19 protein-coding genes and 1 tRNA gene are annotated in these 20,867 nt (G+C 53.9%); 13 read left to right on the top strand and 7 right to left on the bottom strand.

The window, feature by feature from the left end; genetic code table 11:
* Positions 1 to 9 precede the first annotated feature (9 nt).
* The 3 genes from ACZOF8_RS02810 (at position 10) to ACZOF8_RS02800 (ending at position 2,763) form a co-directional block, all read left to right on the top strand.
* Positions 10 to 1,260, top strand: coding sequence for a sodium/glutamate symporter (locus tag ACZOF8_RS02810; protein WP_154487591.1), 1,251 nt, complete (start codon positions 10 to 12; stop codon positions 1,258 to 1,260).
* Positions 1,261 to 1,395: 135 nt separating this feature from the next.
* On the top strand, positions 1,396 to 1,950 hold the full coding sequence (locus ACZOF8_RS02805; protein ID WP_487426534.1) for a LemA family protein: 555 nt from the start codon (positions 1,396 to 1,398) through the stop codon (positions 1,948 to 1,950).
* A gap of 30 nt (positions 1,951 to 1,980) precedes the next feature.
* A complete protein-coding gene (locus tag ACZOF8_RS02800) occupies positions 1,981 to 2,763 on the top strand; it encodes a TPM domain-containing protein (RefSeq protein ID WP_154487593.1) in 783 nt (260 codons plus the stop codon).
* 82 nt (positions 2,764 to 2,845) lie between these two features.
* Here the strand turns inward: ACZOF8_RS02800 and hydG are convergent, their stop codons facing one another.
* The 3 genes from hydG to ACZOF8_RS02785 all read right to left on the bottom strand — a co-directional run bounded on the left by hydG (position 2,846) and on the right by ACZOF8_RS02785 (position 5,413).
* Positions 2,846 to 4,267, bottom strand: a complete 1,422-nt coding sequence (gene hydG / locus ACZOF8_RS02795) for a [FeFe] hydrogenase H-cluster radical SAM maturase HydG (RefSeq protein ID WP_154487595.1) — start codon at positions 4,265 to 4,267, stop codon at positions 2,846 to 2,848.
* A gap of 341 nt (positions 4,268 to 4,608) precedes the next feature.
* A complete protein-coding gene (locus ACZOF8_RS02790; RefSeq protein ID WP_487426533.1) occupies positions 4,609 to 5,136 on the bottom strand; it encodes a hypothetical protein in 528 nt (175 codons plus the stop codon).
* Positions 5,137 to 5,336: 200 nt separating this feature from the next.
* Positions 5,337 to 5,413 (bottom strand) — tRNA-Arg (locus ACZOF8_RS02785).
* A gap of 184 nt (positions 5,414 to 5,597) precedes the next feature.
* Between ACZOF8_RS02785 and obgE the strand changes: the two genes are divergently transcribed.
* The 7 genes from obgE to ACZOF8_RS02750 all read left to right on the top strand — a co-directional run bounded on the left by obgE (position 5,598) and on the right by ACZOF8_RS02750 (position 12,674).
* The gene (gene obgE / locus ACZOF8_RS02780) at positions 5,598 to 6,875 is read left to right on the top strand and encodes a GTPase ObgE (RefSeq protein ID WP_022486765.1); all 1,278 of its coding nucleotides are present in this window, start codon (positions 5,598 to 5,600) and stop codon (positions 6,873 to 6,875) included.
* A 56-nt stretch (positions 6,876 to 6,931) separates the two neighbouring features.
* Positions 6,932 to 8,056 carry a glutamate 5-kinase gene (proB, locus tag ACZOF8_RS02775; protein WP_154487599.1) on the top strand — a complete coding sequence of 375 codons (1,125 nt, stop codon included), beginning with the start codon at positions 6,932 to 6,934 and terminating at the stop codon, positions 8,054 to 8,056.
* Between the two features lie 15 nt (positions 8,057 to 8,071).
* On the top strand, positions 8,072 to 9,328 hold the full coding sequence (locus ACZOF8_RS02770; RefSeq protein ID WP_154487601.1) for a glutamate-5-semialdehyde dehydrogenase: 1,257 nt from the start codon (positions 8,072 to 8,074) through the stop codon (positions 9,326 to 9,328).
* Between the two features lie 189 nt (positions 9,329 to 9,517).
* The gene (locus ACZOF8_RS02765; protein ID WP_302573729.1) at positions 9,518 to 10,591 is read left to right on the top strand and encodes an efflux RND transporter periplasmic adaptor subunit; all 1,074 of its coding nucleotides are present in this window, start codon (positions 9,518 to 9,520) and stop codon (positions 10,589 to 10,591) included.
* A gap of 17 nt (positions 10,592 to 10,608) precedes the next feature.
* Positions 10,609 to 11,307, top strand: coding sequence for an ABC transporter ATP-binding protein (locus ACZOF8_RS02760; RefSeq protein WP_441368799.1), 699 nt, complete (start codon positions 10,609 to 10,611; stop codon positions 11,305 to 11,307).
* Complete coding sequence (locus ACZOF8_RS02755) at positions 11,300 to 12,514, top strand: ABC transporter permease (protein WP_487426532.1); 1,215 nt, start codon at positions 11,300 to 11,302, stop codon at positions 12,512 to 12,514. The genes ACZOF8_RS02760 and ACZOF8_RS02755 overlap by 8 nt, the downstream gene beginning before the upstream one ends.
* On the top strand, positions 12,507 to 12,674 hold the full coding sequence (locus ACZOF8_RS02750; protein ID WP_288174262.1) for a hypothetical protein: 168 nt from the start codon (positions 12,507 to 12,509) through the stop codon (positions 12,672 to 12,674). The genes ACZOF8_RS02755 and ACZOF8_RS02750 overlap by 8 nt, the downstream gene beginning before the upstream one ends.
* A gap of 175 nt (positions 12,675 to 12,849) precedes the next feature.
* Here ACZOF8_RS02750 and ACZOF8_RS02745 read toward each other — a convergent pair whose 3' ends face one another.
* From ACZOF8_RS02745 to ACZOF8_RS02735, 3 genes are all read right to left on the bottom strand, one after another.
* Positions 12,850 to 14,520, bottom strand: coding sequence for an RNA-binding domain-containing protein (locus ACZOF8_RS02745; protein WP_022486771.1), 1,671 nt, complete (start codon positions 14,518 to 14,520; stop codon positions 12,850 to 12,852).
* A gap of 264 nt (positions 14,521 to 14,784) precedes the next feature.
* A complete protein-coding gene (gltS, locus tag ACZOF8_RS02740) occupies positions 14,785 to 15,984 on the bottom strand; it encodes a sodium/glutamate symporter (RefSeq protein ID WP_022486772.1) in 1,200 nt (399 codons plus the stop codon).
* Between the two features lie 58 nt (positions 15,985 to 16,042).
* Positions 16,043 to 16,933: a bifunctional 5,10-methylenetetrahydrofolate dehydrogenase/5,10-methenyltetrahydrofolate cyclohydrolase gene (locus ACZOF8_RS02735; protein ID WP_022486773.1), complete on the bottom strand. Its 891-nt coding sequence runs from the start codon at positions 16,931 to 16,933 to the stop codon at positions 16,043 to 16,045.
* A gap of 349 nt (positions 16,934 to 17,282) precedes the next feature.
* Between ACZOF8_RS02735 and ACZOF8_RS02730 the strand changes: the two genes are divergently transcribed.
* Both ACZOF8_RS02730 and glyA read left to right on the top strand, forming a co-directional pair.
* Positions 17,283 to 17,621 (top strand): DUF3870 domain-containing protein, encoded by a 339-nt coding sequence (locus ACZOF8_RS02730; RefSeq protein ID WP_106787911.1) that lies wholly within the window; start codon positions 17,283 to 17,285, stop codon positions 17,619 to 17,621.
* Positions 17,622 to 17,768: 147 nt separating this feature from the next.
* Positions 17,769 to 19,097, top strand: coding sequence for a serine hydroxymethyltransferase (glyA, locus tag ACZOF8_RS02725; RefSeq protein ID WP_487426531.1), 1,329 nt, complete (start codon positions 17,769 to 17,771; stop codon positions 19,095 to 19,097).
* 89 nt (positions 19,098 to 19,186) lie between these two features.
* Here glyA and ACZOF8_RS02720 read toward each other — a convergent pair whose 3' ends face one another.
* Positions 19,187 to 19,750, bottom strand: a complete 564-nt coding sequence (locus ACZOF8_RS02720; protein WP_487426530.1) for a HutD/Ves family protein — start codon at positions 19,748 to 19,750, stop codon at positions 19,187 to 19,189.
* A 199-nt stretch (positions 19,751 to 19,949) separates the two neighbouring features.
* Here ACZOF8_RS02720 and ftcD point away from each other — a divergent pair, with 199 nt between their 5' ends.
* The gene (ftcD, locus tag ACZOF8_RS02715; protein ID WP_022486777.1) at positions 19,950 to 20,855 is read left to right on the top strand and encodes a glutamate formimidoyltransferase; all 906 of its coding nucleotides are present in this window, start codon (positions 19,950 to 19,952) and stop codon (positions 20,853 to 20,855) included.
* The last annotated feature ends 12 nt before the right edge of the window (positions 20,856 to 20,867 follow it).

Raw genomic sequence — 20,867 nt, 5'->3', positions numbered from 1 at the left:
CGTGACACCATGTTTATTTCCCTGTCCGAGGGAATATTGACCATCCGGGCGGATGGCATCTGCACCACCGCCCTGGCAGCGGTGATGCTGCTTTTGGGGGTGTGGCTGAAGGGACAGAGCCGGCTGCTGCGGAAATACTGCCTTCCTGCACCGGTGGTAGGGGGCACCCTGGCCATGCTCCTGGTGTTCCTGGGCCACGAAACCGGGCTGTTCCAGATGGAATTCGATACCCAGTTCCAGATCCCCTTTATGATTTCCTTCTTTACGGCGGTGGGACTGGGCGCCAAGCTGTCTGCCTTCAGCAAAGGGGTGAACAAAGGCGGGAAACTGCTGCTGATCTACTGGCTGATCACCGCCTTCATCTCCCTGTGCCAGAATCTCATCGGCCTCACCGTAGGCCGTGTGATCGGCCTGGAACCGGCCTATGCCCTGCTGTCTTCTGCCATTTCCATGGTGGGAGGCCATGGGGCCGCCGGGGCCTATGGGAGCACCTTCCTGAAAATGGGGTATCCCGCCAGTATGGAAGTGGGGGCCTCCGCCGCTACCTTCGGGCTCATTGCGGCGGTGATGTGCGGAGGGCCCATGGGCCGTTTCCTCATTGAAAAATACCATCTCCATTCGGAAGATATGGAAGAGGTCCGGCCCCTTCCGGAAAAGCCCAGGGAACTGACCCATCAGCAGATGGCCAAACTGGACATCCTGATCAATGTGGCGGTGATCCTGATCTGCATGGGCCTGGGGGTATGGCTGGCCCAGGGGGTGGGAATCCTGCTGAACATGACCTTCCCCAGTTATGTGTGCGCCATGTTTGTGGGGGTGCTGGTCCGGAATCTGAATGAAAAGTTCCAGGTATACCGGTTCAGTGAATCCCTGGTGGGGTCCTTCGGGGAAATCATGCTGAACCTGTATCTGGCCATTGTGCTCATGTCCCTGAAACTGTGGGAAATGGCCGGGATCCTCAGCGGGGTCATGCTCATTGTGCTGGCCCAGGTGGCCTTCATGCTGACCATGTGCTATTTTGTGGTGTTCCGGCTGCTGGGGAGCAACTACGATGCGGCGGTGATGTGCGCCGGTCTCTGCGGCCACGGGCTGGGGGCGGTGCCCTCTGCCATGGTGAACATGACGGTGCTGGCGGACCAGTACGGCATGAGCCGGAAAGCCTTCCTGATCGTGCCGGTGGTGGGGTCCTGCCTGGCCGATCTGGCCTATCAGCCCCACACCCTGCTGTTGATCAAGCTTTTTGTGGAGAATCTGGATTAGGGGGTGCTGCTGAGCAGCACCCCCCTTAATTCACAAGAAGTTTGACTTTTTGATATTGACAGGGTTACAAAAATCGGATACCATGCAGAGTAGAGAAGGAAATTTTGACAGTTCTTTACAAGGAGGAACGGACAGATGAAAAAAGGTCTGGTGATTTTCTTTGCGGTGGTCCTGCTGCTGGCCGGGTGGATCTTCGGGTCCTACAACGGGGTGGTCACCGCCAACGAAAATGTCAATGGAAAATGGAGCCAGGTGGAAACCCAGCTCCAGCGGCGGAGTGATCTGATCCCCAACCTGGTGAATACGGTGAAAGGATATTCCGCTCATGAAAGCCAGGTGTTCACCGATGTGGCCAATGCCCGGGCCAAACTGGCAGGGGCCCAGAACGTAAGCGAAGCGGCCCAGGCCAATGGGGAACTGAGCAGTGCTTTGAGCCGGCTTCTGGCCATTTCCGAAAACTATCCCCAGCTGAAGGCCAATACCAACTTCATCCAGCTCCAGGATGAACTGGCCGGGACGGAAAACCGGCTGGCGGTGGCCCGTAAGGACTACAACGATGCGGCCCAGGCCTACAACGCCAAGATCAAAAGCTTCCCCACGGTGCTGGTGGCCCGGGTGATGGGCTTCCAGGAACGGAGCTATTTCAAGGCGGATCCCCAGGCCCAGAAGGCGCCCCAGGTGAAGTTTTAACCGGGGGAACACCATGAAAGGAGGAGGCCTATGAAACAGCTGCTGCTGCTTCTGGTGCTGGTCTGCCAAATGGTCTTTGCCCCGCTCCAGGCAGGAGCGGCAGCCCAGGTCCCGCCCCGGCCCACATCCAGCATCTATGTCCAGGACCAGGCGGGGGTCCTGTCCCGGAGCACCCGGGACACCATCCGTGCCTACAGTACGGCCCTGGCTCAAAAGACCAAGGCCCAGATTGTGGTTCTGACGGTGCCCAGCCTCCGGGGCCAGTCCCTGGAGGACTACTCCCTGACGGTGCTCCGTCAGTGGGGGATCGGGGACAAGGAAAAGAACAACGGGGTCCTGCTGCTGGTGGCAGTCCAGGATCGGAAAAGCCGGATCGAAGTGGGGTATGGGCTGGAAGGCGCCCTGCCGGACGGGCTCACCGGACGGATCCAGGACCAGGCTATGCTGCCCTATTTCCGTCAGGGGGATTATGACCGGGGCATCCTGAATGCCTATTCGGCCATCCTCCAGACGGTGCTGAAAGAGTACAATCTTACCCCTCAGGACCTGCAGGTGGAAAAGACCCTGCCGGCCAAACAGGGGGACAGTGTGACCGTATCTCCCTTGATGGCAGGGGCCGGGCTCCTGGGGATCCTGATCCTGTTTCTCCTGGACCGGGTGCTTTTGGGAGGCGCCCTGTTCCGGTTCCTCTTTTATCTGTTCTTCTTCCGGGGCGGCGGCCGCGGAGGCGGCGGCTTCGGCGGAGGAGGCTTCGGAGGCGGCAGCTACGGGGGCGGCTCCGGAGGCGGCGGGGGCTCCAGCAGGAGTTGGTAGGGGCTGCGGAGCAGCCCCCTGGACAACGGTCAGCTGACAAAAAAGGGTGTTGCACGCAACGTGCAACACCCTTTTTTTACTATTAGAACCGGAAATCCCGTTCCCCTCCATCGATTTTCTGGAGATAGGATTCGCAGGTGGCTCTTACTTGCGGGTTGGGAATGTGGTTCAGTTCTCTTTGGATGGCTTCCATGCCTTTCTGGCGGGTTTCCGGGGAGGCGTAGTCGTCCAGGTATTCCCGGAGGGTCAGCAGGGCATTGGGCTGGCAGCAGTTGGAGATTTCTCCCGTTTTGGCCAGGCTCATGAACCGGTCCCCGGTGCGGCCGGCCCGGTAGCAGGCGGTGCAGAAGCTGGGGATGTACCCGTCGGTGAGGAGCCAGTTGATCACCTGGTCCAGGGTCCGGTTGTCATTTACTTCAAACTGGGCGGAATCTTCTTCTTCCTCTTCTGCATAGCCTCCTACGCTGGTCCGGGAAGCGCCGCTGATCTGGGAAACCCCCACTTCCAGTACAGCTTTCCGGGTGGCAGCGGATTCCCGGGTGGAAATGATGATCCCGGTGTAGGGAACGGTGATCCGCAGGATGGCCACGATCTTCTTGAACATGGCATCGGAAATGGCGTTGGGGAAGGATTGGACGGAAATGTCGTCGGCCGGACGGATCCGAGGCACGCTGATGGTGTGGGGCCCTACCCCGAACATGGCTTCCAGGTGTTCCTTGTGCATCAGCAGGCCGGCAAAGTCATACCGGTACATATTGAGGCCGAACAGCACCCCGACTCCCACGTCGTCGATGCCCCCCTCCATGGCCCGGTCCATGGCTTCCGTATGGTAGGCATAGTCATGTTTGGGACCGGTGGGATGGAGCTTTTCGTAGTTTTCTTTATGGTAGGTTTCCTGGAACAGGATGTAGGTGCCGATACCGGCTTCCTTCAGCTTCCGGTAGTTTTCCACGGTGGTGGCGGCGATGTTCACGTTCACCCGGCGGATGGCGCCGTTTTTGTGTTTGATGCTGTAGATGGTATGGATGCATTCCAGGATGTAGTCAATGGGGTTGTTCACCGGATCTTCCCCGGCTTCCAGGGCCAGCCGTTTGTGGCCCATGTCCTGGAGGGCAATGACTTCTTTCCGGATTTCGTCCTGGGTGAGCTTCTTCCGGGCAATGTGTTTGTTCTTCATGTGATAGGGGCAGTACACACAGCCGTTGACGCAGTAGTTGGACAGATACAGAGGGGCAAAGAGCACGATCCGCTGGCCGTAGATCTTGTCCTTGATTTCCCGGGCCAGGTCATAGATCCCTTCCAGGATGGAGGGGTCTTCGCAGGCCAGGAGCACGGAAGCTTCCCGGTGGGTGAGGCCTTTCAGGGTCCGGGCCTTTTCCAGCAGGCTCCGGCAGTAGTCCAGGTCTTTGCTCTGCTTATCCGCAAAGGCCAGGGTGTCCAGGATTTCCTGGTGGTTGATGAATTCATCCGCTTTCGGAGATGCAGGATTGTACGGTATGGTCATTTTTTCCTCCCCTTCGCTCCCTCTGAAATAGAAAAAAGGAGCCCGGCCTGAAAAAGGCCCAGCTCCCCCTGTGATTCGTTCCTGTACTGCCTTAGTACTCGGTTCACCTTGTACGCAGGGAGCAGATTATGGATATTGTAACGTGTGGAACAAAAAAAAGCAAGGTCATAAAACAACGATCCCAGGAGCCAGCTTACCGCTCCTGGGATCATTCTCTGTATTCAGTTGTCAAAGTTTCAAGGTCTTTCTCACTCAATTGTATTTTGGACTCACCCCAATAATCATTTCTGTTCGTACTTACACGATCCTGTATTTTGGACTCACCCCAAAAGCCAATTGGCTTACTTGAATTTCAATTCCTGATAACCGATCAACGCAGTTGCCGGGTTCAAAAGAGCAGTCCCGGTAAGGGTTGCAGTTTCGAAAGTGGCTTTGTAAATCACAAACGGTGTACCGCTTTTATCGTCTGTATATTTCGTGACCACAATATTCTTGGCATCCGGATAGTCTGCCAATATGGTTCCTTTCACATCAGCTTCCGTTTTGTTCACCGTAACGGATCCAGGATAGTTGCTCGTCTTGATGACGGCACTCCGTACCTTGCTGGTGGCCCGGTCCACAACGATTTCGTACCGCTGCAGAGTATCGGGAACCAGATACTCCAGATCAAACTTTGCATCATCCGTCTTCGCACTTGTCAGCACCGCTTCAGGCGGTACGACCTTCGCTGCAGCATCAATCGCAGCCTGTTTGCTGGCAATGGTATCTTTTACGGTTGGTGCAGCCATTGCGGGAACAACCGTACCAAAAGAGGAAGCAACAACCAATCCGGCAACGATTGCTTTCGCGATCTTTTTATCTAGGCCCATTGGAAACCCCTCCTGTCTTTCGGAACTTCCAACCTTCCCTGTCTTTGGTTGGATTTCCTTTCTTGGCTTTATCATAGCATTTTTCTAAAAATATGCAAGAAAAATCAGAAAGCGGCTGAAAAAGTTACAGTTTTTGTATAAAATGGTACGGCACAAAAAAAGAAGCTGTTGCATTTGCAACAGCTTCCTGTACATTCAATTGGTGGCCCCGGAGTGATTCGAACACTCGACCTTTTGGTTCGTAGCCAAACGCTCTATCCAGCTGAGCTACGGAGTCATTACCGAACAGTCATTATTATACGGGAAAGGGGAAAATCTGTCAAGGTGTTTTTGAAAAAACGGAAGAAAATCGGAGATATCCGGGAGGAAAGCCGGGACCCTCTAGGCATTTCTGCCCTGATATTATATAATAAGATATTAATCAATTACTGTTTTTACAGAAAGAAAGGCAAAGGTGTAACATGCTGTTTACGGATAAAGCAAGAATTTATGTGGAAGCCGGATCCGGTGGCGACGGTGCTTCCAGTTTCCGGAGAGAGAAATATGTGGCCTGCGGGGGCCCGGACGGAGGCAACGGAGGCCGGGGCGGTTCCGTGGTGCTGGTGGCGGACAAGGATCTGAATACCCTGGTGGATTTCCGCTACAAGCGGAAGTTTGTGGCCCAGCGGGGCGGCAACGGGGCGGCCAAGAACTGCACCGGGGCCAAGGCACCCAATGTGGAAGTGAAAGTGCCTCTGGGGACCGTGGTCTATGACGATGCCACCGGGGTGGCCCTGGCGGATCTGGCCCATCCGGGAGACCAGTTTGTGGCTGCCCGGGGCGGCCGGGGCGGCAAAGGGAATGCCTGCTATGTGACCAGCACCAAGCAGGGGGTCACTTTTGCGGAAAAAGGCGAACCGGGGACCAAGGGCTGGCTCCGGCTGGAACTGAAGATGCTGGCGGATGTGGGGATGGTCGGGTATCCCAGCGTGGGGAAATCCTCCATTGTGGCCCGGGTATCCGCTGCCCGTCCGGAAGTGGCGGCCTATCACTTCACCACCCTGACTCCCGTGCTGGGAGTGGTCCGGCTGGATGCGGAAACCAGCTTCGTACTGGCGGACTTGCCGGGGCTCATTGAAGGGGCGTCCCAGGGTGTGGGCCTTGGCCATGACTTCCTCCGGCATATCGAACGGACCCGGGTGATCCTCCATGTGGTGGATGTAAGCGGCTGCGAAGGCCGGGATCCGGTGGAGGATTTCAAGAAGATCAATGAAGAGCTGGTCCTCTACAGCGAAAAGCTGGCCAAACGGCCCATGCTGGTGGTGGCCAACAAAATGGACCTGCCCGATGCGGAAGAGAACTTCAAAAAGCTGGAAGCCTATGTGACGGCCCAGGGGTATCCCATTATGAAAGCCTCTGCCGCCACCGGTCAGGGGCTCCGGGAAATCATGTGGAAGGCCTATGAGATGCTCCAGAAGGCTCCGGCGGAAGAGGAAGTCATCGACATCGGCAAAGTGGAAGAAGCGGATCCGGATTCCTTTACCATCCTGCGGGATACGGAAGATGCGGATTTCGAAGTGAAAGGGAAGAACATCGAACGGCTGGTGGCCATGACCAATTTCGACAACGAGGAAGCGGTGTACCGGTTCCAGCTGATCTGGCGGAGACTGGGGATTGAAAAGGCCCTGAAGGAAAAGGGCATCCAGGAAGGCCAGTCGGTGAAAATCGGAGACATGGTCTTCGATTATGAAGAGCAGTAAGGGGAAGCGGGGCCTGAAAAGCAGGTTCTGTCTGTATGCACAAAGGGGTTGATTCCATGGATCGCGCCAAGATGGCAGAAGTCAAACGTGTGGTGGTGAAAGTCGGGACCAGTACCATTACTTATCCCAACGGCAAGATCAACTATGAAAAAATCGAGAAACTGGCCCGGATCATGACGGACCTCCAGAACCAGGGGAAAGAAATGATCCTGGTGTCTTCCGGGGCCGGAGCAGCCGGGGTGGGCCGGATGGGCCTGGACGCCAAGCCTTCCACCATTCCCGGGAAACAGGCCTGTGCCGCTGTGGGCCAGGGCATACTGATGCATATTTACGAACGGCTTTTCGGGGAATACGGCCAGGTGGTGGCTCAGGTACTGCTGACCAAGTCGGACATGGTGAACCGGCACAGCTATGCCAATGCCCGGAATGCGCTCCAGGAGATGATTTCCTGGGGGGTGATCCCCATCATCAACGAAAACGACGTGGTGGCCATCGATGAATTCAAGATCGGGGACAACGACAACCTGTCCGCCCTGGTGGCCAGCCTGGCGGATGCGGATCTGGACATCCTGCTGTCGGACATTGACGGACTCTATACCGCCAATCCCAAGACCCATCCTGAGGCCAAACTGGTTTCTGTGGTGGAGGAAGTGACGCCGGAAATCGAAGCCACTGCCGGAGGAGCCGGATCCAAGAATGCCACCGGCGGCATGCTCACCAAGCTCCAGGCGGCCAAGAATGCCATGAGCGCCGGCATTGCCCTGATCATTGCCAACGGAGAGGATCTGGAAATCCTTCGTCGGATCATGAGAGGAGAACCAGTGGGGACTCTGTTCGTCCCTCGGGAAAACCATCTCCGGTTCCGGAACCAGTGGCTGGCTTTCGGGTCCAAGATCAGCGGAAAGATCATTGTGGATGAGGGGCTGGCCAAAGCCCTGCGTCAAAAGGGGAGCTGCAGCATCCTGCCGGTGGGCATTACCGCTGTGGAAGGCAGCTTCGACAGCGGGGACACGGTGAGTGTCCGGGATCAGGAAGGCCATGAACTGGCCCGGGGTATGACCAACTACAACGCGGAAGACCTGAATCTGATCAAAGGCTGCAAGACCAGCCAGATCGAAGAAAAGATCGGCTACAAACATTATGATGAAGTCATCCACCGGGACAACCTGGTGGTATTGTAAGAGGGGGCGGAAACCATGTATGAAGTGGGAATGGTGCGGACTCAGGGAGAAGCCGCCAAAAAGGCTTCTCTGGAACTGGGCATCCTGAATACCCGGGTAAAGAATGCGATCCTGGAAAGTATGGCGGACGGGCTCTTGGCGGAAGAAAAGGCCATCCTGGAAGCCAATGCCGTGGATATGGAAGAAGGCCGGAAATCCGGGCTCCGGGACTCTCTCCTGGACCGGCTGCTGTTGACCCATGACCGGCTGGCCCAGATGGCCAAAGGCATCCGGCAGGTGGCCGGGCTGCCGGATCCGGTGGGGCGGATCCTCAGCGGGGCCAATCTGGCCAACGGACTGACCATCACCAAGATTTCCGTGCCTCTGGGGGTGATCGGGATCATCTATGAAGCCCGGCCCAATGTGACCGCCGACGCCATTGCCCTGTGCGTGAAAAGCGGCAATGCTGTGATCCTGAAGGGGGGCAGGGAAGCCCTCCATTCCAACAAGGCCGTCAGCGATGTGCTGATTGCCTACGGGGAAAAGGCGGGACTGCCCCAGGGATCGGTTCAGTTCGTCAATGTGCCGGACCGGGCTGCGGTGGATGAACTGATCCATCTGGAAGGTCTGGTGGATGTGGTGATTCCCCGGGGCGGGGCCGGACTGATCAAAAACGTGGTCCACAATGCCTCTGTACCGGTGATCGAAACAGGTGCCGGGGTGTGCCACACCTATGTGGATGCCTATGCCAATGTGCCCATGGCGGTGGAAATCGCCATGAACGCCAAAGTGAACCGGCCTTCCACCTGTAATGCCATGGAAACACTGCTGGTCCACAAGGACATTGCGGACGCTTTCCTGCCGGCCATGCTGGAGGCTTACAAAAAGGCCCATGTGACCATCCTGGGGGATGCCCGGACCCAGGGCTACAGCGGAGACGTGCAGCCTGCCACGGACGAGGACTGGGCCACGGAATACGGTGACCTGCGGCTTTCCGTGAAGGTGGTGGACAGCCTGGAAGAGGCCGTGGCCCACATCCGCCGGTACGGCACCGGCCATTCGGAAGCCATTGTCACGGACAACTACGAAAATGCCCGGAAGTTCCAGCAGCTGGTGGATGCGGCAGCGGTGTATGTGAACGCCTCCACCCGGTTCACTGACGGGTTCGAATTCGGCTTCGGGGCGGAAATCGGCATCAGCACCCAGAAGCTCCATGCCAGAGGGCCCATGGGCCTGCCGGAACTGACCACCACCAAATATCTGGTCAACGGCAATGGCCAGGTCCGGAAATGACCGAAACGACCATGCATAGACAGTAAGAATTTCTGAGTTGTTTACAGACTGTTCATGGGAGATTCATAAATCTTTTATACAATAGCAGTATCCATAAGAGAATGAGGGAACGGATGTATGGAGAGCCATTCTCTGTACATCCGTGCTTTTTTTCCTGCAGGAGCAGGAGGATGATGGAGGGAAAACAGCGTGAACATCGTGCAGAAGCATAAAGTGCTGCTGATAGTCCTGGCAGTCCTGATTGCCGGCGGGGCCGGCGGCTACAAGTACTACCAGGTCAAAAAGACCCAGGAGGCCGTGGCGGCCACCCGGACCGATGCCGTGCAGCGGGGGGATCTGCGGAAGACCATTTCCGCCACCGGGGCCCTGAAAGCTCTGGACAACGTGGATATCAACTCCAAGATCACCGGCCGTATCGTCCAGGTCTATGTAACGGAAAACCAGCATGTGACCGCGGGCCAGGCTCTGGTGAAACTGGATGACACCTCTTTAAAGGCCACCCAGGAAATGAAGCGGGCTGCTCTGGCGGACAAACAGGCCACCTACGAACGGGACCAGGCACTGCTGGAACAGGGGGCCATTGCCCAAAGCGTATTCGATACGGCAGAAGCCAATTATCGGGTGGCCAAAGCAGAATATGAACAGGCTACGTCCAATGTGAATGATACGGTGATCAGCACTCCCATTGACGGGTATGTGATCGGTAAACCCACTCCTGTGGGGCAGACCGTATCCTCCGGTATTTCCACGCCTCAGGTACTGATGAGTGTGGCCAACCTGGACAAAATGCAGATCTACCTGATGGTGGATGAATCGGATATCGGCCAGATCAAACAGGGGCAGACAGTGGAGTTCACCGTGGACGCCTATCCCAATGAAACCTTCAAGGGAACCATCAGCCTGATCGGCCGCAGCGCCACCACCACCAACAACGTAAACTACTACACCTGCTATGTGGATGTGGAAAATTCGGAAGGGAAGCTGCTGCCCACCATGACCGCCCGGGCCAATGTGATCGTGGATGAAATCCAGGATGCCCTGACTGTTTCCAACAAGTGCCTCCATACGGAGAATGGGGAAAAGTATGTGCTGGTCTATGACAAGGCCACCAACACCAGCCGGAAGGTGCCGGTTCAGGTGCTGCTTACCGGGGAAGACCGGGTGGCGGTCCAGGGGGATCTCCAGCCTGGGGATGAACTGGTGGTGAAGACCACCAAGGCCACCGGCGGCACCAACAACAGACGGATGGGGCCTCCGATCTAAGAGACGGGAGGACAGCCATGAACGTCATTGAACTGAAAGACATTGTAAAAAGCTATCAGATGGGGGATACCATCGTCTATGCCCTGAACCATGTAACAGTGGATTTCGAACAGGGCAAATTCACTTCCATTGTGGGGCCTTCCGGCAGCGGAAAATCCACCATGATGAACATCCTGGGCTGTCTGGACCGGCCCACTTCCGGGGAATATTATCTGGAGGGAAAGAACATCGCCAACTACACTGACGATGAACTGGCCCGGACCCGGAACCGGCGGATTGGATTCGTGTTCCAGAGCTTCAACCTGCTGAACCGGCTGACGGCGGTGGAAAATGTGGCCCTGCCCCTGATTTACGCCGGGGTGAACCTGGAAGAGCGGACCAAAAGGGCGGAACAGGCCTTGAACAATGTGGGGCTGGGGTCCCGGATGTATCACAAACCCAACGAAATGTCCGGGGGCCAGCGGCAGCGGGTGGCCATTGCCCGGGCCCTCATCAACAATCCGGCCATCATCATGGCCGACGAACCCACCGGGAACCTGGACACCAAATCCACCCTGGAGATCATCGACATCTTCGAGAAGCTGAACCAGGAGGGGAAAACAGTGATCATGGTTACTCACGAACCGGAACTGGCGGCCATGACCCAGCGGATCCTGGTGATGCGGGACGGCCGGCTGACGGAAGAGAAAGAGGGAGGAGGTCAGGTGGTTGTTTAGAGAATGTGTGAAAATGGCCTTTGAAGGGATGCTGGCCAACAAGATCCGGACCTTCCTGACTATGCTGGGGATCATCATCGGGGTGGGCGCCGTCATCGCCATGGTATCCCTGGGACTGGGGATGCAGCAGAAGGTCAAGGAAAACATCACCAGCATGGGCAGCAACCTGCTGATCGTTATGAGCGGCGGCCGGACGGCCAATGGCCAGCGGATCGCCAGCGGCAGCGGGGCCAAACTGACCTACGAAGATGCCAAGGCCATCGAAAAGAACGTGGATGGCATCAAGTATGTGGCCCCGGGGGTGCAGGCCAGCTATCAGCTGGTGGCCGGGAACCAGAACTGGACCTCCCAGGTCCAGGGTGTCACACCCAACATCCTGTCCATCCGGAACTATTCCATCGATCAGGGCCGGATGTACAGCCAACGGGATATGAACGGACGGGAACGGGTGTGCGTCATCGGGAAGACCGTGGCGGATACCCTGTTCCCGGACGGGAATGCTGTGGGGCAGATCATGCGGATCAACAAGGCTCCCTTTACGGTGATCGGGGTGCTGGCTTCCAAGGGACAGTCGGCTATGGGACAGGACCAGGATGACATTGTGTTCGTTCCCCTGACCACAGCCATGCAGCGGCTCATGGGGTTCACCTATATCCGGAACATCACCATCCAGTGTGAAAATGAAAACACAGTGTCCCAGGTCCAGTCCGATGTGGTGACGCTCCTCCGGACCCGGCACAAGATCAAGACGGGAATGGATGACGATTTTTCCGTCCGGGATCTGACGGAAATCATCAAGACCGCCCAGGAGACCACCGGGTCCATTACCCTGCTGCTGGCCATTGTGGCCGGAATCAGCCTCCTGGTGGGGGGCATCGGTATCATGAACATCATGCTGGTGTCCGTTACGGAACGGACCCGGGAAATCGGCATCCGAAAAGCCCTGGGGGCCACCTATCACGACATCCTGCTCCAGTTCCTGGTGGAATCCATGGTGATCGGGGTCACCGGGGGCACCACTGGCATGATCCTGGGGACGGTGATTTCGGTGATTGCTGCCAAGATCATTGGCTGGCCCATTGTGATTTCCATTGCAGCCACTATTATCTCTGTGGTGTTCTCCGTGGGCATCGGCCTGTTCTTCGGCCTCTATCCGGCCAAGAAGGCAGCCCTCCTGGATCCCATCGACGCCTTGCGCTATGAATAAGGCACCCAAGCCCACCCTCCGGCAGAAATGGAGAGGGTTCCAAGCATTCCTCCGCCGTCCCAAGACCCGTTTCGACATCAAAGACCGGGGCCGGGCCCTGGTCCTGTTCCTGATAATTGTGGCAGGACTTATGTGGGTGGTGGAGAAAATAGGAGAATAAAAAAAGCTTGCTGTCCGTGGATGTCTTCCACACGGGCAGCAGGCTTTTTTTGTCAGCGGCAAACGGTTAACGGTCAACGGCCGGATGATAAAATCTGCAGGCAGATTTTTTGAATAGGCACATTGATTCTATTGGAAAAAAGCTGTAGGGCGGTTCTGAACTTTTGTGTTTTCCCCTACTGTACGATTTTATAATACGAATATCTCCCTTTTCCAATAATCTTCAATTTCTTTTCTTTACATAATGTTTGTAGAATGGTATAAGCTTGAGTTTTCGTAATATGCAGCAACTCTACTACATCGTTTTTTGTGATGCTGCCATTCTGACGTTTTGCAAGGGTCAGAACCATTTCTGGGAAGCGGACTGAATCAATGCCGCGCTGTCTGGTATATTCTTTTGCTTTGCCTGTCTTTGTGTAAGGGCTGCATCCCAACATAAACATGCGGTTATGTCCTCTGCCTATTTCTTCCACCAAACCGCGTTCAATCAACATTTCCATCATTGGTTTAAGTCTGGAAAGTTGGATATGGGTCTTTTCAGATAAATCTTTGCTGCTCATTTTCCGTTCACTGTAAAGAGCTGAAAGTACCAGTAACGTATTGATGGAAAGAGGATGTCCGATACTTTTTTGCTCATCCATGACCATTCGGATAAAAGGCAGATCGGCTTTGGCACGTGGAATGAAGAGAACCACATTTTTTGTAGTGGATGCAGAATAATCTGGCCAAGGTCGGCCAAAAGTAATGGAACCTTCAAAAATACGATCTATACCGCGTCCCGTCCTTTCAGCCAGACCAATTCTTTTTAAGGCATCTGATAAGGTGGGGTTCCGCCCATAAGGTTCAGCCGTCAATAAATTATCCAAAGAAATACCATCAATGAATCCTCCCGGACTGCTTATAGTTAATCCTTCATCTGTCAGTTGCACATGGACTGATCCCAGTACAGAATAATCCCGATGCGCGAATGCGTTGATTAAACCTTCACGAAAAGCTGGCTTAGAAAATTCTGGAATGGGTATTCTAAAAAGGCCATAGTCAAATTCCTTTTCCGGATTCCAGGGCTTCATATATTCGGAGAATAATTCAACCAATTCGATAATTGGTTTACAGTAAGATTCGTTGATAACGACGTTGGTTCCTTGGAGTACTTGAAAATCCGCTTTTGCCGTTGGAACAAGTTTTCGTAAACTGTTTTCTTTACCGATCAAGAGCAGACCAGTTAATGTTGGATAGACCTTTTCTCCTACGCGTGCTGTAAACTGCAAGGCCTGTGCCAGTTCTTCATCAGTTAAGGTGAGTAAAGACTGCTCCCCATTCTGGTTCTGGATGGTTTCCCGTAACCTGATAAGTTGATTTGGATCCAAGTCTTCCAGGGATCCGTCCTTAATGGGCTGTGCTGAAAAGTCAAGCTTCCGCAAATCAGAGAGCCGAGTATAGATCTCATAAGGATACATGGGAATGACTTCCGGGGTTCCATCGATTTTCAATCTTCTTTTTAAAATTTTACCAGAAGCAGAAGCAACAATAGAATAGCTTTTGGGAATATGGATTGCCATAATGGGTAAATTTTGTGCATAAATCACTTCGGTACGGACAGAAAGAGAGGGGCGGGTCTTGTTGGCAATTAAAGCTGCCAATCTGATCGGATCCTGATGAGCAGATATGATTCCGGTGATACGGCCATCATCCTCTATACCCAGATAAAGAGTGCCGCCTTCCGTATTGGTCATTCCAACGATTTCATCGATCAAATCATTGACAGGATACCCTTTTCCGCTATTCCCCCGGTCGCTCTTAAATTCAATAGACAGTGATTCTTTTTTTGGTAAATTGTCTGTCTGCATCGTAACACCTGCCTGTTTCAATAAAAGAATTCAACTTAATTCAACTCATTAAACAAATATCAAAAGGGATTCAATTCATTTTAACTCAATAAATGAATTGAATCAATGATATCAACTCAAAAAATGAGTTGAATTGAATTGAAATTGAATTAAAGAAATAAAATGGAAATTATTGGAATGTTGTAATCCTGAACCCGTAGGGGCCGCACGCCGGGCGGCCCGCAAGTTTGACGGATACAAAGGCGAAAAGAGAGGACATCTGTCTTACAGCAGATTCATGAACAGGGTGATGATCAGCGAGTTTACGATATCCGTAAAGAATCCTCCGCAGATGGGAATGATCAGATAAGCCTTTTCTGAGGGGCCATAGACCTTTGTCAGGGAATCCATATTGGCCATGGCATTGGGGGTGGCCCCCATACCAAATCCGCAGTGGCCGGAGGACAGGACAGCTGCATCATAATCCCGTCCGCAGCAGGAAAAGGTGATAAAATAACAGAATGCGGCACAAATGCCTGTCTGGATCAGGAGAATCACCAGCATGGGCAGAGCCAGCCCTGCCAGCTGTTGGAGTTTCAGCCCCATCATGGCCAGGGCCAGGAAGAAATTCAGACAGATGGAACCTATGGTGCTGATTTCCGGGACGGGAATATTCTGCCCCTGGCTGTCACTGATATTGCGGATCAGGATCCCGATAATCATGGAGCCTACATAAGAGGCCATGGTCAGGTGGATCTGGTTGAAAAAGTACGTGATAAAGGTGCCTGCTCCAGAGGCCAGGAATAAAAGAGCAAGGGCCCAGGTCCCTCGTTCTGGATCCAGCGTTTGTCGAAAATGCGTGTTTTTCTCCAGTTCTGCTTTGGCTTCTTCGTTCTTGAAACCTGAAGAACTGGTTGTCAGGTGAAGAGAAACAATGCGTTTTCTGGCAACCGGATTGCCAATGAGATTTCCTGCAATCAGGCCATAGGTGGCTGCAGCAATGGCAACTGTTAAAGCATTGCTGATGCCCATGTCTTCCAGCAGAGGAGCGAAAGCAGCAGAAGTTCCATGGCCTCCTGTCAGGGGCAGAGAACCCAACGCCAATCCCAGCAGAGGCGGAAGACCGAAGAAGTGACACAGCAGGGCACCGGCCGTATTCTGGAGAACTATCAGAACAGCTACAACCGCCATAAAGACAATCAGTGTCTTACCTCCTTTTTTAACCATGGAAATGCTGGCGGAAAACCCCACACTGGTAAAAAAGAGATTCATGAAAACACTTTGAAGACTGGTGTCCAGAGTCAGATTCAGCAGGTTGAGTTCAAAAAGGGAAAACTGGAGAAGTGCAAAAACAATTCCTCCGATTACCGGACTGGGAATACAGTATGTCTGGAAAAATGCAATTCTCTTTTTCAGGACGGATCCCAGATAGAATACGATAACGGCCAAAGCCATGGTATGATAAAGATTCAGGGATATAGTCATGGTAATACCTCCTTTTCAAGAGATGGAAGGACAGTGTCTTTTTGCTGCCGTCATTCTTTTATCCATTTTCAGGGGATGGGCGGCCAAGGACCAGGAACGGTCTGGATGCTTTTTCAGCTGCTTCCAGTACATGCCGGGCCAGTATGGCTGTAGTGACGGAACCGACGCCGCCGGGAACCGGGGTGATGGCGTCCACAATAGGGGATACGTTGGAAAAATCCACATCGCCGCAGATTCCCCCGTTTTCTGCAGGGTTGATGCCCACATCGATGAGGGTCTGTCCTGGACGGACCATGGAGGCGGTAACCAGGTTCCGGCAGCCGGCGGCGGAAACGATGATGTCAGCGGACCGGCAGTACTTCCCCACATCTTTTGTCCGGATGTGGCAGATGGTGACGGTGGCTTCCCGTTTCAGAAATTCCATGGCAACAGGCCGGCCGATGACCAGGCTGGATCCGATTACCACCACATCCCTGCCTTTGACAGGGATATCGTAATGATCCAGGATTTCCATACAGGCAGCGGCGGTGCAGGGGGAATATCCGGTGGGAGCTCCGGTAAAAAGCCCGGCCAGAGATGCATCCGTGATTCCGTCCACGTCTTTTTCAGGGGCAAGAGAAGCCCGGATCAGAGCATCATCAAAAGCCGGTGGGAAAGGACGAAAAATCAGGCATCCGTGAATGGACATATCCTGATTGACCTGGCGGATCAGACGGAGCAGATCCTGCTGTCGGCAGTTTTCCGGAAGGATCTGGGGACGGCAGGTGATGCCGATGCTGCTGCAGCGTTTCTGGATGCTGGTCTGATACCGTACATCACTGAGCCGGTTTCCAATCCGGATCAGGGCCAGGACCGGTTCCACACCTTTTTCTTTCAGCAGGGAAGCCTGGTTCTGCAGAGAGGGCAGCAGGGCTGCGCTTACGGTTTTACCAATCAGTAATCTGGACATTGGATATTCCTCCTTGGCCTGACAGGAAATAAAAAAGCCTGACGGCAGCTGCAGTGCAGTTGGTCAGGCCTTTTAAACAGAGGGTAATGAAGGAGATTCAGTACCCTGTCTATAAGGGGTTTGAAATTTGTTATACTATACCACAGCAAACAGGAATCCTGCAAGTGGTATTTTCTGAAAAATCGATTTTCCAAAATATTCTTGACAGAACAGCCGGACCATGCTATGATTCACCTAAATCGTCGAGTATATGGGTTGCAGGATAACCTTCTGGAACCGACATATGGGAGGCTGACAAAAGAGTTTTCTTTTTGTCGGCTTTTTTTGTACCTGAAAAGAGGGCAGAGCTATGAGAGAATGTATCTATCCGGAAGATTCGGTCTTTGTGACCGGGGTGGCCAAAGTTACCCGGGAAGACGCCATCAATGCCATGTATGGTACGTTCAGCCTGAGCCTGATCATCGATGGACACACCGGGATGATCCTCAATGCCAGTGCCAATATGGTGATGCAGGATACGGTGGAGTTCCTGAAAGACATCCTGATAGGGCGCAATCTGCTGACAGATGGGGAAGCCGTTACGTTGATCTTGAAGAAACGGTTCCTGGCACTGTCACAAAAAGCCGTTATTACCGCCTTCAAGGATGCCCAGAATCATTTTCTGCTGGTGTACCCACAGGCGAAATAAGCACTCTTCTGCAGATTCTTTTTTAATGGGACTGGGATGACCTCTCAGTACTGTCTTGGGGAAGAACAGGCAGCTGTTGGATTTCAGCTGTATTGTTCTTCTTTTTTCTTGTGTTCTCAACCTCTCATGCTGGAAAGGAGTCCTGAAATGAAACCTGTAAAACAAGATGCTGTAAAACTGCTGGATATTTTCGATCCTGAAATGGCCAGTCTGCTGCATAGAGAAGAAAAAAGGCAGTTCGAAACCATTGGCCTGATCGCCTCTGAGAATGTGGCATCTCCGTTGTCCACCTGCCTGGAAGGATCCGTATTCACCAACAAAAATACGGAAGGGTATCCGGGAAAACGGTTCGTGGGAGGCTGTGAACTGGCGGATCAGGCGGAACTGCTGGCCTTGGAAAGAGTCAAAAAAGTCTTTGGGGCAGAACATGCCAATATCCAGTCTGGCAATGCGACGATTGCCAATTGTGCTGTACTGACCGGTCTTCTGGAAAGAGGAGATACTTTTTTGGGATTGACTCTGGATAATGGAGGCCATTTAAGCCATGGAGCCAAATTCCATTACAGTGGGCGGGAGTTCAATGCCCTTCATTATGGCGTCAACCGGGAAACAGAACGGATCGATATGGATCAGGTTCGCCAGATGGCGTTGGAATATCATCCCAAACTGATTGTTACCGGGGCTTCTTCTTATCCCCGTATGATCGACTATGCAGGATTCCGGTCCATCTGTGACGAAGTGGGGGCCTATTTCTGGGTTGACTGTGCTCACGATATCGGGCTCATTGCAGGCGGTGCCATTCCCAGTCCCGTACCCTATGCGGATGTGGTGACATTCTCTACCCAGAAAACGCTCCGGGGGCCCCGGGGCTGTGGAGTGATCCTGTGCAAAGAGGCTCTGGGGAAGAAAATCGACAGAGGGGTCTTTCCCCGTATCCAGGGCGGGCCCAAAGGGGATATGCTGGCCGCCAGAGGCGTGCTGTTTTTGGAACTGATGCAGCCGGAATTCCGGACCTATGCCCATCAGGTGGTGAAAAATGCCAAGGCCCTGGCCAAAGGCTGTGCGGATGAAGGGATGCGGCTGATTACCGGCGGGACGGATACCCACATGGTCATGCTGGATGTGACGCCGGTCATTGCCAATGGACAGCTGGCGGAGACACTGCTGGCCAGTGTGGGAATCATCACCAACAAGAACATGATCCCCTATGATACGCTGCCTCCCAGTCTTGGCAGTGGGCTGCGCATCGGTTCTCCCACCATGACTACCCGGGGTGCAAAGGAAGAGGAGATGTATGAAATCGGCCGGCTGCTGGGAAAGGTGTTGAAGAACAAAGACAATGAAGAGGTGCTGGAACAGGTAAAGCAGGAAGTCCGTCAGCTGGCCATCAGCCATCCCATGTTTTCCAGTGAATGGATGCCGGAAAAAATCAGGGCCCAGTTCGATGCCATGTACTGTCACGAAACCTTTGAATAAGGATCAGGGCAGGATGCATAAACGGCCGATGACCGCTGACAAAAAGGAGGTGCTGCCTGTATGCGTTTTTGCACAGGCAGCACCTCTTTTTACTTCACCACAATATACAACACGGCCACCCCTTCCGGCAGGACCAGCTCACAGGTCCCTTCCGGGGGCAGGACATACAGGGTGTCCGGTTCCAGGGGCTTCCCGTCCAGAGTGGCGCCTTTCAGCTGGGCTTCCGTCCAGAAGGGAACGTAGACGAAACGCCGGGGAGCAGGGGGGAGCGGACGGCTCCCGGCGATCTTTTCGCAGCTGGCTGAGAGCCCTTTCCGGGCCATCACGTTGAAATCCACCGCTTTCCCTACGGAGTGGGTATGCCAGGCTCCGTCAAAAGAAGCCTGTTCCAGGGGCCCCAGGGTCACCTGCCGGTTTCCGTCTTCCGGGAAGGTAAGGGTAAAACCACCCTTCAGGGGCAGGATGATCCGGTTGTAATCGGGCAGCAGGGTAAAATCCGACGCTTCCAGATCCACCGTGGCGGAACTGATCCGGACGGCGAAATCTCTCCGGGCATAGGCGCTGCCGGGAGGGTCGATGTAAAATTCCGTGGTGGTGCCTCCGGACCAGCGGGTGGTTGCGGCCTGAGCCCGGGACAGTTTCAGAATGTCCATAGTATCACCTCATTGCAAGAGTCTTTTCCAGTTTCATCCTAGGGAAAGAACGTCCAGAAAGTGTCAAAAAATAAAAATATCGGAAAAAATTGATTTCAGACGTTTTTTAGGCGAAGAATTCATACTATAATAGCAAACAGGGGCATAAAGATGCCTTTCAGCTGTTACCAAACTATAACTGTCTGATGGAGGTGCCATTATGGCGAAAAAATTGGTTGAATTTGTTCCGAATTTCAGTGAAGGCCGGGATAAGGAAAAGGTTGAAAAGATCGTTGACGAAGCCCGCAAGATCAAAGGGCTGAAGATCCTGGATTACTCCAGCGATGCTGACCACAACCGTTCTGTCGTCACCATCATCGGTTCTCCTGAAGCGGTTACGGAAGCAGCCATCAACATGGCCAAAGTTGCCATCCAGCTGATCGATATGCGGACCCACCATGGGGCTCATCCCCGGTTCGGTGCCGTGGACGTGGTTCCCTTCACTCCGGTGATGGGCGTGACCATGGACGAATGCGTGGCCATTGCCAATGCTGTGGGCAAGGCTTATGGGGAAATGGGCATCCCTGTGTATCTGTATGAAGATGCCTGCACCAAGGAAGCCCGCCGGAACCTGGCTGCAGTACGGAAAGGCCAGTACGAAGGCTTCTTTGAAAAGATCAAGGATCCGGAATGGAAACCGGATTACGGCCCTGCCGTCATGAACGAAAAATCCGGCTGTTCCGCTGTAGGCGCCCGGGTGCCTCTGGTGGCCTTCAACGTGAACCTGGACTGCAGCGACAAAGCGGTAGCCGATGCCATTGCCCGGAAAGTCCGGAACATCGGCGGCGGTCTCCACTATGTAAAGGCCATGGGCGTGAAACTGGAAGAACGGAACCAGGTACAGGTTTCCATGAACTTGGTGAACTACGAAAAATCCGCTGTGTACCAGGCTTTTGAAATGATCAAGATGGAAGCCCGCCGGTACGGCGTCAATGTGGTGGGCAGCGAAGTCATCGGGACCGTTCCCATGAAGGCCCTGCTGATGGCTGCAGAATATTATCTGCAGATTGAAAACTTCAACCTGGACGAAATCCTGGAAAAACGGCTGCTGGAACTGGAAGAGTAACAAGTCGGTCCA

It is taken from the genome of Acidaminococcus sp., assembly GCF_057597765.1.
This window is presented reverse-complemented; position numbering and strand designations above follow the sequence as displayed.